Origin of the sequence: Pseudomonas sp. HMWF032 (assembly GCF_003060885.1) — a bacterium.
Classification (GTDB): domain Bacteria; phylum Pseudomonadota; class Gammaproteobacteria; order Pseudomonadales; family Pseudomonadaceae; genus Aquipseudomonas.
Genome location: NZ_QAIG01000012.1, coordinates 33,075 through 47,290, shown reverse-complemented (window position 1 = coordinate 47,290; position 14,216 = coordinate 33,075). Strand labels below are relative to the sequence as shown.

At 62.7% G+C, this 14,216-nt stretch carries 14 protein-coding genes and 1 other RNA gene; 2 read left to right on the top strand and 13 right to left on the bottom strand.

What is annotated here, in order from left to right; translation table 11 throughout:
- Positions 1–23 precede the first annotated feature (23 nt).
- A complete protein-coding gene (locus tag DBR00_RS16160) occupies positions 24–3,491 on the bottom strand; it encodes an indolepyruvate ferredoxin oxidoreductase family protein (RefSeq protein WP_108538080.1) in 3,468 nt (1,155 codons plus the stop codon).
- Between the two features lie 200 nt (positions 3,492–3,691).
- Here DBR00_RS16160 and DBR00_RS16155 point away from each other — a divergent pair, with 200 nt between their 5' ends.
- On the top strand, positions 3,692–4,159 hold the full coding sequence (locus DBR00_RS16155; RefSeq protein ID WP_108488093.1) for an Lrp/AsnC family transcriptional regulator: 468 nt from the start codon (positions 3,692–3,694) through the stop codon (positions 4,157–4,159).
- Positions 4,160–4,405: 246 nt separating this feature from the next.
- Here DBR00_RS16155 and phnP read toward each other — a convergent pair whose 3' ends face one another.
- The 6 genes from phnP to DBR00_RS16125 all read right to left on the bottom strand — a co-directional run bounded on the left by phnP (position 4,406) and on the right by DBR00_RS16125 (position 9,289).
- Positions 4,406–5,155: a phosphonate metabolism protein PhnP gene (phnP, locus tag DBR00_RS16150; RefSeq protein ID WP_108488094.1), complete on the bottom strand. Its 750-nt coding sequence runs from the start codon at positions 5,153–5,155 to the stop codon at positions 4,406–4,408.
- Positions 5,146–5,709 (bottom strand): phosphonate metabolism protein/1,5-bisphosphokinase (PRPP-forming) PhnN, encoded by a 564-nt coding sequence (phnN, locus tag DBR00_RS16145; RefSeq protein WP_108488095.1) that lies wholly within the window; start codon positions 5,707–5,709, stop codon positions 5,146–5,148. The genes phnP and phnN overlap by 10 nt, the downstream gene beginning before the upstream one ends.
- Positions 5,709–6,854: an alpha-D-ribose 1-methylphosphonate 5-triphosphate diphosphatase gene (locus tag DBR00_RS16140; protein ID WP_108488096.1), complete on the bottom strand. Its 1,146-nt coding sequence runs from the start codon at positions 6,852–6,854 to the stop codon at positions 5,709–5,711. The genes phnN and DBR00_RS16140 overlap by 1 nt, the downstream gene beginning before the upstream one ends.
- Positions 6,844–7,557: a phosphonate C-P lyase system protein PhnL gene (gene phnL / locus DBR00_RS16135; protein ID WP_108488097.1), complete on the bottom strand. Its 714-nt coding sequence runs from the start codon at positions 7,555–7,557 to the stop codon at positions 6,844–6,846. Before phnL ends, DBR00_RS16140 begins: the two co-directional genes overlap by 11 nt.
- Positions 7,558–7,640: 83 nt before the next feature.
- Positions 7,641–8,450 carry a phosphonate C-P lyase system protein PhnK gene (phnK, locus tag DBR00_RS16130; protein ID WP_108488098.1) on the bottom strand — a complete coding sequence of 270 codons (810 nt, stop codon included), beginning with the start codon at positions 8,448–8,450 and terminating at the stop codon, positions 7,641–7,643.
- Positions 8,447–9,289: an alpha-D-ribose 1-methylphosphonate 5-phosphate C-P-lyase PhnJ gene (locus DBR00_RS16125; protein WP_108488128.1), complete on the bottom strand. Its 843-nt coding sequence runs from the start codon at positions 9,287–9,289 to the stop codon at positions 8,447–8,449. The genes phnK and DBR00_RS16125 overlap by 4 nt, the downstream gene beginning before the upstream one ends.
- A 54-nt stretch (positions 9,290–9,343) precedes the next feature.
- On the opposite strand from DBR00_RS16125, the gene DBR00_RS16120 reads away from it, so the two are divergent.
- A non-coding RNA gene (locus DBR00_RS16120) (sX9 sRNA) lies at positions 9,344–9,425 on the top strand.
- Positions 9,426–9,429: 4 nt separating this feature from the next.
- Here DBR00_RS16120 and DBR00_RS16115 read toward each other — a convergent pair.
- The 6 genes from DBR00_RS16115 to phnD all read right to left on the bottom strand — a co-directional run bounded on the left by DBR00_RS16115 (position 9,430) and on the right by phnD (position 14,213).
- Positions 9,430–10,521, bottom strand: a complete 1,092-nt coding sequence (locus tag DBR00_RS16115) for a carbon-phosphorus lyase complex subunit PhnI (protein WP_108488099.1) — start codon at positions 10,519–10,521, stop codon at positions 9,430–9,432.
- Entirely contained in the window at positions 10,521–11,132 is a 612-nt protein-coding gene (phnH, locus tag DBR00_RS16110) for a phosphonate C-P lyase system protein PhnH (RefSeq protein ID WP_108488100.1), read from the bottom strand. Before phnH ends, DBR00_RS16115 begins: the two co-directional genes overlap by 1 nt.
- A complete protein-coding gene (gene phnG / locus DBR00_RS16105; RefSeq protein ID WP_256583064.1) occupies positions 11,132–11,578 on the bottom strand; it encodes a phosphonate C-P lyase system protein PhnG in 447 nt (148 codons plus the stop codon). Before phnG ends, phnH begins: the two co-directional genes overlap by 1 nt.
- 28 nt (positions 11,579–11,606) lie before the next feature.
- On the bottom strand, positions 11,607–12,311 hold the full coding sequence (gene phnF / locus DBR00_RS16100) for a phosphonate metabolism transcriptional regulator PhnF (protein WP_108488102.1): 705 nt from the start codon (positions 12,309–12,311) through the stop codon (positions 11,607–11,609).
- Positions 12,312–12,347: 36 nt separating this feature from the next.
- Positions 12,348–13,142 carry a phosphonate ABC transporter, permease protein PhnE gene (phnE, locus tag DBR00_RS16095; protein ID WP_108488103.1) on the bottom strand — a complete coding sequence of 265 codons (795 nt, stop codon included), beginning with the start codon at positions 13,140–13,142 and terminating at the stop codon, positions 12,348–12,350.
- A 66-nt stretch (positions 13,143–13,208) separates the two neighbouring features.
- Positions 13,209–14,213 carry a phosphonate ABC transporter substrate-binding protein gene (gene phnD / locus DBR00_RS16090; RefSeq protein WP_108488104.1) on the bottom strand — a complete coding sequence of 335 codons (1,005 nt, stop codon included), beginning with the start codon at positions 14,211–14,213 and terminating at the stop codon, positions 13,209–13,211.
- Positions 14,214–14,216 lie beyond the last annotated feature (3 nt).

Below are 14,216 nucleotides of genomic sequence, written 5' to 3'. Positions count from 1 at the left end.
CGGCAACTCCTTGCTGATCGCCCTCAGGCTGCGGGCTCAAACAAGCGCACGGCCTGAATCTCACTGACGAGCATCCGCGCCCTGAGTTGCTGACTGCTTTCGCGTGCTTTCGCCACAGCAGTTTCTTTGACATGACCGTAACCGCGAATCTGCTCCGGCAGCTCGGCCAGGGCCAGCGCGGTGCGGTAGTTGTCGGCGTTGAGTTCCTTGAGCAGGTAGTCGAGGTCTTGCTCGTAGTCGTCGATCAGCTGCAGCTCCAGCTTGCGTTCGGCGCTGTAGCCGAACACATCCAGCGGCGTGCCACGCAGGAACTTGAACGCGGCCAGTACGCTGAAGGCCTTGAGCATCCAGGGCCCGAACTGACGCTTGCGCGGCTCGCCGGTGCTGGCATCCGGCTTGCTCAGCCAGCTAGGTGCCAGGTGGAACTCCAGACGGTAATCGCCACTGAACTGCGCTTCCAGCTGGCGGATGAAACTGCCGTCGCTGTACAGCCGCGCCACTTCGTACTCGTCCTTGTAGGCCAGCAACTTGAAGTAGTAACGCGCCACGGCCTTGCTCAGCGCTTGGTCTGCCCTCGTGTCGACCTGCTGCACCCGCGCCACCTGCTCGCGGTAGCGTTCGGCGTAGGCGGCGTTCTGGTAGGCAGTCAGACGCACCACGCGATCGGCGATGATGTCTTCCAGGCTCTGGCAATGCGGCGCTTCGATCACTTCCGGCTTGGCCAGACGTTCCACGGCAACCGCATCATGGGCGGCGCGACGGCCCCACAGGAAGGCCTGCTGATTGAGCTGCACGGCCACGCCGTTAAGCTCGATGGCCTTGTTGATGGCTTCGGCAGACACCGGCACCAGGCCCTTCTGATACGCAAAACCGAGCATAAACAGGTTAGTGGCGATGCTGTCGCCGAGCAGGCGCGTGGCCAAACGGCTGGCATCGACAAAGTGGGTTTTGCTCGCACCCACCGCCTCAATCAGCGCCTCGCGCATGGCCGCGCCAGGCACCTGAGCATCGGGGTTGCGGGTAAATTCGGCGGTGGCCGCTTCATGGCTGTTGACCACCGCATGGGCGATCTTGTCATTCAGCTTGGCCAAGGCCTCTTCACTGGCCGACACCACCAGATCGCAGCCCAGCAGCAGGTCGGTTTCACCGGCGGCAATACGCACGGCAAAGATGTCGTCCTGCTTGGCGGCGACGCGGATATGGGTGATTACAGGGCCGAACTTCTGCGCCAGGCCAGCCTGGTCGAGCACGCTGCAGCCCTTGCCTTCGATATGCGCAGCCATGCCGAGCAACGCGCCAACCGTGGTCACACCGCTGCCGCCCACACCGGGCAGGAGGATATTCCAAGGTCGCTGCAAGGTCGGCAGGCGCGGCTCAGGTAACGCAATGAACAGCGCGCCCAGCCCCACCGCTTCAGGTTTGCGCAAACTGCCGCCGTGCACGGTGACAAAGCTGGGGCAGAAGCCTTCAACGCAGCTGAAATCCTTGTTGCAGGCGTTCTGGTCGATCTCGCGTTTGCGCCCCAGTTCGGTTTCCAGCGGCAGCACGGAGAGGCAGTTGGACTTCACGCTGCAATCGCCGCAGCCCTCGCACACGGCCGGGTTGATAAACGCGCGTTTCTGCGGATCAACCAGCTTGCCGCGCTTGCGCCGACGGCGTTTCTCGGTGGCGCAGGTCTGGTCGTAGATGATCACCGAACAGCCCTGAAACTCGCGCAGCTCGCGCTGCACAGCGTCCAGATCACGGCGATGGTGGAACGTCACAATAGGCGCGAAGGTGGCGCGGGTCGGGTACTTTTCTGGCTCGTCGGTAACCAGGGCGATGCGTTTGACCCCTTCGGCGTACACCTGCTGGCTCAGTTGATCGACACGCAACTCGCCGTCAATCGGCTGGCCGCCGGTCATGGCCACGGCATCGTTGTAGAGAATCTTGTAGGTGATATTGACCCCGGCAGCCACGGATGCGCGCAGGGCCAGTTGGCCGGAGTGGAAGTAGGTGCCGTCACCGAGGTTCTGGAAGATATGCGGGGTGTCAGTAAACGGCGCCTGGCCGATCCAGGTCGCGCCCTCGCCGCCCATCTGGGTAAAGGTGTCGGTGTTGCGGTCCATCCACTGGGTCATGTAGTGGCAACCGATACCGCCCTGGGCGCGGCTGCCTTCCGGCAGTTTGGTCGAGGTGTTGTGCGGGCAGCCAGAGCAGAAATGCGGGGTGCGCGTGGTGTGGTGTTTGGGCGCGGCCAACGAGGCTTCCTTGGCCGCGAGAAAGGCCAGGCGCTCGTCGATCTTCGCGCTGCTGTAGATCGGTGCGAGGCGTTTGGCGATGGCGCGGGCGATCATCGCCGGGGTCAGTTCGGACAGATTCGGCAGCAGCGAATGGCCGGTTTCGTCGAACTCGCCGACCACGACTGGGCGCTTGCCCACGGGCCAGTTGTAGAGCTGACCGGTGAGCTGGTCTTCGATGATGCTGCGTTTTTCCTCGACCACCAGAATCTCGTCCAGACCCTCGGCGAATTCATGCACTGATACCGGTTCCAGCGGCCAGCTCATGCCGACCTTGAGCACGCGCAGGCCGACCTGGGCGCACAGCGCTTCATCCAGGCCGAGGTCATCCAGAGCCTGACGCACATCCAGGTAGGATTTGCCGGTGGTGATAATGCCTAAGCGCGGGTTGGGCGAATCGAGCTTGATCTGGTTGAGGTTGTTGGCCAGCGCAAAGGCGCGGGCGGCGTAGATTTTGTAGGTATTGAGGCGCGCTTCCTGGGCCAGGGGTGGGTCCGGCCAGCGGATGTACACGCCGTCTTCCGGCAGCTGGAAGTCCTCGGGAATCTTCACCTGCATGCGCAGCGGATCGACATCTACCACGGCGGAAGAATCGACGTTTTCCGCGATGGTTTTCAGCGCCACCCAGCACCCGCTGTAGCGCGACAGCTCCCAGCCGATGATGCCGTAATCGAGAATTTCCTGAACGTTGGCCGGGTTGAGCACCGGGATCGAGGCGGCGATAAACGCATGCTCGCTCTGGTTGGCGATGCTGGAGGATTTGCAGCCATGGTCGTCGCCGGCCAGCAGCAGTACGCCACCATGCTCGGAAACACCCGCCGAGTTGCCATGCTTGAACACATCGCCACAGCGGTCCACCCCCGGGCCCTTGCCGTACCACATGGCAAACACGCCGTCGTAGCGTGCTCCGGGGAACAGGCTGGTCTGCTGGCTGCCCCACACAGCTGTGGCGGCCAACTCTTCGTTGACCCCCGGCTGGAAGTGGATGTGGTTGTCCTTGAGGTACTGCTTGGCGTCCCACAGGCTTTTGTCGAGGTTGCCCAGCGGCGAGCCCCGGTAGCCGGAAATAAAGCACGCAGTATTCAGGCCATGGGCGGCGTCACGCTGCTTTTGCAGCATGGGCAGGCGGGTCAGTGCCTGGGTGCCGGTCAGGTAGAGGTGACCGGTCGCAAGGCGGTACTTGTCATCCAGGCGGATCTCGGCCAGAGACATTGGGGCGCTCCTTTTATTATTTTGGCGAGCTGGGCGGCAACGGTGGGTGCCCCCCTTGTTAAGCCTAGTGCGGGATCGCCACACAAGGCGCATGGCCAAGAATATGACTGAGCAGTACGGAGATTTTCTTTCTATTTTCGGGATGAAAAGCCAATACTGCGCATGACCTTTCCAATAAATACAAGAATTCAGGAACAATCATGCAGGACTTGCTCAGCCCCATTGATCGGAAAATTCTCCGCCTGCTGCAGCACAACGCCGACCTCTCCGCCGCCGAGATCGCCGAAAAGGTGGAATTGTCACAATCGCCCTGCTGGCGGCGGATTCACCGCATGCAGGAAGACGGCATTATCGAGCGCAAGGTGGCCCTGCTCAGCCACAAGCAGCTGGGCTTCAGCATCACCGTATTTGTTGATATCAAGCTCTCGGCACACGGACGCAGCAACCTGGAAGAGTTTGAAAAAGCCGTGGTGGGTTACCCCGAAGTACTGGAGTGCTACACCATGGCCGGCGGCTCGGACTACCTGCTCAAAGTGGTGGCCAAAGACATCGCCAGCTACGAACGCTTTCTGCGCGACCACCTGCTGCAACGCCCGCATGTGCACGAAGCGCACTCGCACATCGCCATGAGCGAGGTGAAACGCACCACTGAGTTGCCGCTGGATTAAGAGCAGTGTTCAGCCCGGATGACTTGTCGCGGCTAAAGCCCCTCCCATAGGTATTGGCAGATAACTCGTAGGGTGGGTTAGCGACGCCGAATACCGCTCGATAATCCAACGTAGATAGCAACGCGGCGCGTAACCCACCAAGCGATAGAGCGCGTTGCGCTGATGATGGGTTACGCCGCACCCCATATCGGGTAAAGCCCGGCACCCGCGTAGGGCGGCTAACCCACCCTACGAACGGGGCATTGGTCATAGCACTCGACCATCAAAGGCCAGGCTCACGCCCGCCGGCAAGGCGTCGGGATTCGCTAGCAGCCAGGTGTCGAAGCTGTGGCCGATATGGGTCAGCACGCTTTGCTTTGGCTGCAGTTGATCAACCACCTCCAGTGCGCGGGTCAGGTCGTTGTGGTTGCGTGGGGCGATGGGTTGCGGCGCGGTGGAGCAATCCAGCACCAGCAAATCCAGCGGCTGTTGGCGCAGTACCTCGGCGCTGGCGTCGGGCACGCCGAGGGTGTCGGTCAGATAGGCGATACACCGGCCGTCGCCCTCCAGCAAGTAGCCGAAGGTGACTTTTGAGTGATTCAGCGGCAGCGCCGTGACGCTTAACTCACCCAACTGCCGCTGCTCGAAGGCCACAAACGGCTGGCTGAAATCGAGAATACCGGGGTGTTTGTACAGGTCGGCGAGGCCTTCCGGGTCATCCGGGCCGTGCACCGGAATAATCAGCCCCTGGCCCCAGCGCAAATGCAGCAAACCCTGAGCATGGTCGGCGTGGTAATGGGTTTGCAGAATGCCGCTCAGGCTATGGGGCGGGAAGCGCTCGCACAGATCGGTCAGACCCGAGTCGATCAGCCAGCGCTGCGCGCCGCATTCGATCAAGGCGCAACAGGGGCCACGACGCAGCGCCGGGGTTAGTCGTGCACTGGCGCAAGCCGCGCAGCTGCAGTTGTACACCGGCACCTGACGCGCATCGCCGGTGCCGAGCAGGGTCAGGCGCATGCGCGGCTGGCCCCGATCAGTGCCAGCAGGTTGTCCCCTGCACGCTCAATCGACGCGGAGTTATCCAGCAGGTGCAGGCCATCACGCTCGGCGCTGGCGGCATCAAACTGAGCATTACGCGCCAGGCGCTGCTCAATCTGCTCAATGCTTTCACGGCCGCGCCTGAGCAAGCGTTCACGCAACACCGCCGGTTCGACCGAGAGCAACACGCCGATCAGATCGGGATAGCGCTGCAAAGCGTGTGATAAATAAGCCCGTGACCCGTTGACCAGCACGTCCTGCCCCGCCGTCAGCCAGTCATCGATCTGCCGGGGAATGCCATAGGCCAGGCCGTTGGCGCGCCAGCTCAGGGCAAAAGCGCCAGCGGCTTCCTGCTGGTCGAATTCGGCCGGCGACACGCCCACCGCCTCCTCGCCCACGGCTTCGGCTGAACGGGTGATGACCCGCCGGGCAATCACACAGCCACGCGCGGCCAGACGCTCGCGTGCGGCATTCAGCAGGCTGTCCTTGCCCGAGCCCGAAGGCCCCATCAGGTAGATCAACCGGCCACTCATCAGAACACCCTTTTCGCTTGTCGCCAGACTTGCTGGATCACCGCCTGGCCCGCATGCACCTGCGCCTGCACCAGGTCGGCACGCAGGCCGACGCGGATTTCGCCACGATCATGCAGCCCCGCCGCCTGTGCCGGCACGCGGCTGACGGTGGCAATCGCGCGCGGCAGATCATAGCCGTTGTCCTGCCCAGCCAGCAGCAAAGCAGCCTGCAGCAGGCTGGCCGGGTAGTAATCGCTGGAGAGGATATCCAGCACACCCTGCTGAGCCAGTTCCGCGGCGGCGATATTGCCCGAGTGCGAACCACCGCGCACGATATTCGGCGCCCCCATCAGCACCTTCAGGCCCAGCTCGTGGCTGGCCTTGGCGGCTTCCAGGGTGGTGGGAAATTCGGCGATGGACATGCCGAAACCCGCCGACTCCTGCACATGGCCCAGGGTCGCGTCATCGTGGCTGGCCACGGAAATACCACGGGCCTGGCAATCGGCAACAATGCTGCGGCGCTGACGGTCGCTGTACTGCCGCGAGTTACCCACCTGCTCGACGATAAAGGCGTCCATCTCCGCTTCGCTGAGGTGGTACTTGCCCATGTAGTACTCGCGGTATTTGTCTTCCTTGGCGAACTGGCGCTGGCCCGGCGCATGGTCCATCACCGAGACCAGTTGTACCAGCGGGTGCTCGACCAGATCGCGAAACACCTCCAGGGTCTCCGGATGGCAGACCTCGCAGCGCAGGTGCAGGCGGTGGTCAGCGCGCATGTGGCCCGCTTCGGCGGCGGCGGCAATGGCTTCGAGCATGGCCGGCAACTGCTGCATGCGCTTGCCACGCGGGTTCACATCGCCAATCGCCAGGGCGTCAAACACCGTGGTAATGCCAGCTGAGACAATCTGCGCATCGTGGGTTTGCACCGCCGAGGCCGAGGGCCAATCCACCCCAGGCCGTGGGCTCATGTATTTTTCCAGGTTGTCGGTGTGCAGCTCGACCAGGCCAGGCAGCAGGTAATCACCGTTCAAATTCTGCGCCTGAGGCAAACCGCTGACGCCCTCTTCTACCTGGGCAATCAGGCCGTTACGCAGCACCAGGGTGCCGACAAACTCCTGCTCGGCGGTGATGACCCGCGCGTTGGTAAGAATCTGCTCAACCGGCATACACATACTCCTGCTGCGCCGCAGCGCTCATATCAAGGTAACGATCGGCCACCGCTTCACGGGCGGCACGGTCGTGGAAGATGCCAATCAGCGCGCTACCGGCGGCCTTGGCTTCATCGATCAGTTCCAGCACCACCTGGCGGTTGGCGTCGTCCAGGGACGCGGTGGGTTCATCCAGCAGCATCAGTGGCCAGGCGACCATAAAACCACGGGCGATATTCACCCGCTGCTGCTCGCCGCCGGAGAAGGTGCCGGGGGCCAGTTGCCACAAGGCTTGCGGGATATTCAGGCGGCTGAGCAGGCTCTTGGCCCGTGCCTCGGCGTCCGCCTTGCTCCAGCCACGGGCCAGGGCCGGTTCCATCACCACATCCAGAGTGGCGACCCGGGGAATCACCCGCAGAAACTGGCTGACATAACCCAGGGTCTGCCGCCGCACCGCCAGCACCTGGCGCGGTTCTGCGCCAACCAGCTCAACCCAGGCGCCGTTGTGCAGCACGCGAATGCTGCCGCCCGCGGCCAGGTAGTTGCCGTACAGGGTGCGCAGCAAGGTCGATTTGCCGGCGCCAGACTGCCCGTGCAGCACCAGGCATTCGCCGGCGCGCACGCTGAAATGCAGCCCGCTCAACACATTCAGCACCACGCCGTGCTGTTGATGCAGGGTAAAGGTCTTGCTGAGGCCAGAGACCTCGATAAGCGTATTCATGACTTACCTCTTTTATCCCTGTAGAAGCGGCCTTGGCCGCGAAAAGCTGATCGCGACCAAGGCCGCTCCTACAAAAGGTCTCGTTAAGGCTGCAGGACAGACGACACCAGCAACTGCGAATAGGGATGCTGCGGGTCATCGAGAATCTGATCGGTGAGTCCGGCCTCGACCACATGGGAGCGGCGCATCACCATCAGCCGGTCCGCCAGCAAGCGCGCCACCGCCAGGTCGTGGGTGACAATCACCACCGCCAGGTCCAGTTCGCGCACCAGGCCGCGCAACAGGTCGAGCAGGCGCGCCTGCACCGATACATCGAGGCCGCCGGTGGGTTCGTCCATAAAGATCAGCCGGGGGCTGGACACCAAGTTGCGGGCGATCTGCAAACGCTGCTGCATGCCGCCAGAGAAGGTGCGTGGCAGGTCGTCGATACGCAGCGGGTCGATCTCCACCTGTTGCAGCCAGTCGATGCCGGCCGCGCGCAGTTCGCCGTAATGGCGCACGCCCTGAGCCATCAGCCGCTCGCCGATATTGGCCCCGGCCGACACGCCCATGCGCAGGCCGTCACGCGGGTTTTGCTCGACAAAGCCCCACTCGGTGCGCAGCAGCGTGCGCCGCTGTGCTTCGCTGGCGCTGTACAGATCAACCCAGTTGCCGGTTATGTCGCGATAACTGACCGTGCCGCGATCCGGCGGGCAGCGCCCGGAGAGCAGGCTGAGCAAGGTCGACTTGCCCGAACCGGACTCGCCGACGATACCGAGCACTTCGCCCGGGTACAGGTCGAACGACACGCCCTGGCAGCCCTTTTCCGGGCCGTACAGGCGGGTCAGGTCGCGCACGCTGAACAGCGGCTTTGCCGTTTCGCTGTGCAGCTGCAATTTCTCGGCAGCACTCATTGCGCGCCCTCCTCTTCAAGGTCTCGGCGTTGCATGCAGTAATCGGTGTCGGAGCAGACAAAGCGTTTGGTCCCGGCATCGTCGACAATCAGCTCGTCGAGGTAGGAATCGTGGCTGCCACAGAAGGCGCAGCATTCGTCCCAACGCTGGATTTCGAAGGGGTGATCTTCGAAGTCCAGGCTGACCACGCGGGTGAACGGCGGCACGGCATACAGGCGTTTTTCGCGGCCCGCGCCGAACAGCATCAGCGCCGGGCTCATGTGCAGCTTGGGGTTGTCGAATTTGGGGATCGGTGACGGGTCCATCACGTAGCGCTCATCGACCGTCACCGGGTAGGCGTAGCTGGTGGCGATATGGCCGAAGGTGGCGATGTCCTCGTACAGCTTCACATGCATCACGCCGTAATCTTCCAGCGCATGCATGGTGCGGGTCTCGGTTTCCGAGGGCTCGATAAAGCGCAGCGGCTCGGGAATCGGCACCTGGTAGACCATGATCTGATCGCCGCTCAACGCGGTTTCCGGAATGCGGTGACGGGTCTGAATCACCGTCGCCTCCGGCGTGCGCGTGGTGGTTTTAACCCCGGCAGTGCGGGCGAAGAAGCGGCGGATCGACACCGCGTTGGTGGTGTCATCCGCGCCCTGATCGATCACTTTGAGCACATCATCGGCACCGAGAATCGCCGCCGTCAGCTGCATGCCACCAGTGCCCCAGCCATAGGGCAGCGGCATCTCGCGGCCACCGAACGGCACCTGATAACCGGGAACCGCAACAGCCTTGAGCAGGCCACGGCGGATCATACGTTTCGTCTGTTCGTCCAGATAAGCAAAGTTGTACCCCACCTCACACGCTACTGCGCCAGCTTGATTCGCGTGCGGGCGGTGCTCGGCATCCTCATGTACAACGTCGTACATTCCGGTGCCTGCGCTCCGGCCGCCCACGACTGAAGCAGGCTCGCTACGCGTGTAGATTTCATTCGTATTCATGCGCGTTGCTCCTCGACAGCGGGCTGCTCGCCGGCCTGCTTGCGCAGCTTGCGGATCAGCTCCAGCTCGGATTGGAAGTCGACGTAATGCGGCAATTTCAGGTGCGAGACGAAGCCGGCGGCCTCGACGTTGTCGCAGTGCATCAGCACGAATTCTTCCTGCTGCGCCGGGCCTTCAACCTCCTCGCTGTACTCCGCCGCACGCAGCGAACGGTCGACCAGGGCCATGCCCATGGCCTTGCGCTCGGCATAGCCGAAGGCCAGGCCGTAACCACGGGTGAACTGCGCCTGCTCGGCGCTCTCACCGACGAACTGGTTGACCATCTCGCACTCGGTGACTTCGATATCGCCCAGCGGCACGGCAAAGCCGAGCTCTTCCGGCTCCAGCCAGACCTCGACCTCGCCGATGCGAATCTCCCCGGCAAAGGGGTGATTGCGCCCATAACCGCGCTGGGTGGAATAACCCAGCGCCAGCAGGAAACCTTCATCGCCTCGGGCCAAGGCTTGCAAGCGCTGAGCACGGCTGGCGGGAAAGTCCAACGGTTCGCGGGTGATATCCGGCACAGCGGCGCCGTCATCCGACTCACGGGCCATCAAGCCTTCGTCGGCAAGAAAATCCAGCACCCGTGGGCACGGCGACAGTTCAGCTTGTGGATCAACCTGCGGCCCCGGTTGTTCGCCCTCGGCCAGCAGGGCGAAATCCAGCAGGCGGTGGCTGTAGTCGAAGGTCGGGCCGAGCAACTGGCCGCCGGGTAGGTCTTTGAAGGTCGCTGAGATGCGCCGGCTCAGCTGCATCTGCGTGGTCTCCAGCGCGGCGCTGGCACCGAAGCGCGGCAGCGTGGTGCGGTAGGCGCGCAGCAGGAAGATGGCTTCCATCAGGTCACCGGCGGCTTGTTTGATCGCCAGTGCGGCCAGCTGCGGGTCGTACAGCGAGCCTTCGCTCATCACCCGCGCCACCGCCAGTGGCATTTGCTCGCGCACTTGCGCAACGCTCAGCTCAGGGATGGCGGTATCACCACGGCGCTTTTTTGCCAGCAGCAAGTGGGCATTGTCGATGGCGCGTTCGCCACCTTTAACAGCTACGTACATCAGGCAGCCTCCTCGGCATTGAGCAGCACACGGGTGCTGCGCGGCAGACCGATGACCTGCTCGCCAGCGGCGAAGAAGGCATCCAGGCCACGGGGAAACGCGCTGCGCGCCTGACGCTGCTGCCAAAACACCGCTGGCAGCGGCAACTCAACGTTGCGCACGTCCTTGATGCCCGGCCCACGCCAACGCAATGCGGCACCGCCGCTTAGCGCATCCAGTTGAATCAGCAAGGTGCAAGACTGATCGGGGTAGCGTTCGCTGCCGTTGTCGAACGCCGACAGGTCGCTCAGTTCGCGCTCATCAAGCAGGGCAAACAGCGCCAGCTCGCGCTCGGCGACAATCGGACAGCCGCAGTGAAAGGCCAGGTTGGCGCGGATCGCCGGGGTGTCGAAGCACGGCGCCAGCCACAACGGCGTATCCGCATCGAGAAACGCCAGGCACAGGGCATACGTGGCCGGCTGAAGGCTCTCCAGGGCCAGTGCGCGGTTCAAGGGTTGCTGCAAACCCGGCTCGGCCAGCGCCTTGAGGGCACTGCGAAAGCTGGTTTGCGCGTCCAGCACCGGGTCATTGAAGGCCGGTTGCAGCCATTGCGAGCTATTCGCCGCGTTCATCAGTCTTCTCCTCTGACCAGGGTGAAAAACTCCACCTGCGTGGTGGCAGTTTCAGCGGCTTTGGCCGCCTGTTGGGCATGCTGGGCTGCGGCCAGGGGTTCGATCAGGCGGGCGTGCCAGTGCGCCTGCTCTTGGCCTTGCAGGTGGGCATCGGCCAGAGCCGCCAATTCGGCATGCTGCTTGTCACGCCCCGCCACATAGCTGTAACCGGTGCGGCCATCGGCCAGTCGCACCACGCAGCGGGTGACGCTCATCTCGCCCAGGTTGAACGGGCTGCCCGTGCCCCCCATGCGTCCACGCACCAGCGTCATGCCGATTTCTGGAGCGCGGATCAGGCGGTAATCGACTTCTTTGAGCATCACTTCATAAGCCGCCAAGCGCGTGCCAGCCCGGGCCAGCACGCCCATCCAGTGCTGACGGGTGGCGATCTGCGGGTCGTTGTGCAACAGGTTGCGGTTCATCAACAAGCCTCCATCAAAGGGCGAGCTGGTACTGGAAACGGTCGGCGCGGCTGGTCGATAACGACAGCTCCACCGGCCGTCCGGCCAGATCGCGGGAAAGGGTTTGCACACTCAACAGCGGTGCATGCTTGGGCATCAACAACCGCGCGGCCTCGTCGCGGCTGGGCAGGCGCGCGCCGATCAGGCTGAAGGTGCGGGTCAGTGGCAGCCCGCGCTGGCTGAGGTACTGGCGCAGCGAGCCACCCTGGTAGTCGGCCAGCAACTCGGCGTATTCGGTGCTGAAGGCATGCCGAATCAGGCTGACGGGCTGGCCTTCAATCAGGCGCAAAGTGCTCAGCTCCAGCAGTTGCGCAGCACTGGGCAGTTGCAGGTACTCGCGCTCCTCGCAGCTGGCCGGGCGCAGGCGGCTTTCCAGCAATTGCGCCTCGACCTTGTGGCCAAGCGCCGAGAGCGAAGCGCTGTAGGCACTGCCGGCCTGCATCGGATAGACCATGGGTTTAGCCAACACCCGCGTGCCCTTGCCCTGCTGGCGCAGCAGGCGGCCTTCGAGCACCAGCTCATCCACCGCCCGGCGCAGGGTATGGCGGTTGACGGCAAAACGCGCGGCCAGCTGCACCTCGGCCGGCAGGTAATCGCCAGGGCTCATGCGCTGCAGTTCATCGCGCAGCACGGCAGCCAGTTCGCGGTACAGCGGCTCAGGTTGTCTAGACAAGTGCATGGCTAATAAAGGGCATCCGCAGATGCCCGCTCTCCGTCAGATGAATTGTTTGCGCAGGCGCTGCGAAATGATGTCCAGCAGGCTGACCACCACGATGATCACGATCAGCAGGGCGCAGGTCTGACCGAACTGGAAGCCGCGAATCGCTTCCCAAAGCATCACCCCGATGCCGCCGGCACCGACCATGCCGACCACCGTGGCCGAGCGCACGTTGGATTCGAAGCGGTACAGCGAATAGGAAATCCACAGCGGCAGCACTTGCGGAATCACCCCGTAGATAACTTCCTGCAACGCGCTGGCGCCGGTGGCGCGCACGCCTTCAACCGGGCCCGGATCGATGGCCTCAACGGCCTCGGCAAACAGTTTGGCCAACACCCCGGTGGTGCCGATAAACAGCGCCAATACACCGGCGAATGGCCCCAGGCCAACCGCCACCACGAAGAGCATGGCGAAGACCATTTCATTGATCGAACGGCAGGCGTCCATCACCCGGCGAATCGGCTGGTAGACCCACCACGGGACAATGTTTTCCGAGCAGAGAATGCCCAGCGGGATCGCGCAGACAATCGCCAACACCGTGCCCCACAGGGCGATCTGCACGGTGACAATCATCTCCTTGAGGTACAGCTCCCAGTTGCTGAAATCAGGCGGAAAAAAGTCCGCAGCAAAAGTCGCCATGTTGCTGGAGTCGCGGATCAGCGCCAGCGGATTCATCTCCGCGCCCTGCCAGGACCAGGCCAACACAACAAAGAACAACCCCCAGCCGATCAGTTGCAGCCAGGAACGCTTGGCAATCAGGTCAGGCGCGGGAGCGGTGGTCAAAGTGGTCATAACAACATCTCGAATCAGGCGGCAGAAGAAAACGACCCGCCGTAGACGGCGGGTCGAGCACTGCGATTAACCAGCGCTGGCAGGGCTTTGCTTGGCGATTTCAGCCATGCGTTTTTCCAGCTTGGCCAACTCGGCATCCAACTCCTTGAGTTGAGCCTGCTTGTCGGCTTCCTTGAGCTTGTCGTTGTTAGCCACTTCGGTGCGCTTTTTGAACAGTTCCAGCTGACGAATCGGCAGCAGTTGATCGTCATCAGACGCCTTGAACTTGGCCCACTGCAGACCGACCAGGACTTTCTGCTCGGCCGGCTCATCACCGTAGGTCATGAAGAATTCACGCAGCTTGTTCTTACTCGCGTCATCCAGGTTCTTGCGCCATACCATTGGGTCGGACGGGATCAGCGGCGAGGTCCAGATCACTTTCAGCTGGGCAGCTTTGTCAGGGGCAGTCACTTGCAGACGCTCCATGCCTTCGCTGTTGAAGGTGCCGACATCGACCTGCTTGTTGGCTACCGACAGGGCGTTGACTTCATGGCTGCCGTTGAGAGCACGCTTGAAGATCTTGTTGGCGTCGGCATTGTTCTGCGCGAACACGTAGTAGCCCGGTACCAGGTAACCCGAGGTGGAGTTCGGGTCGCCGTTGGCGAAAGTCAGGGTCTTGGCGTTTTTCAGCATGTCTTCGATCGAGTTGATCGCGCTGTCCTTGTGCGCCACCATCAGGCTGTAATAGCCCTGGGTACCATTGGCAGCAACGGTCTGGGCGAAGATCTGCCCACCGGCGCGGTCAACCGCTTCCATTGCGGCCTTGTTGCCATACCAGGCCACATCAACCTTGTCGAAGCGCATACCCTGAATGATCCCCGCGTAGTCAGGCGCGAAGAAAGCATTGATCTTCAACCCGGTTTGCTTGCCCATGTCGGCCAGGAAGGGGTCCCACATGCTTTTCAGGTTCTGCGAAGACTCGGTAGAGATGATGCCGAAATTGATTTCCTGCTCAGCGGCCTGGGCGGCGCCCAGAACCGAACCAGCCAGCAGCGTGGACGCGGCGAGAACGCGACTGATACGTTTGAACATGCA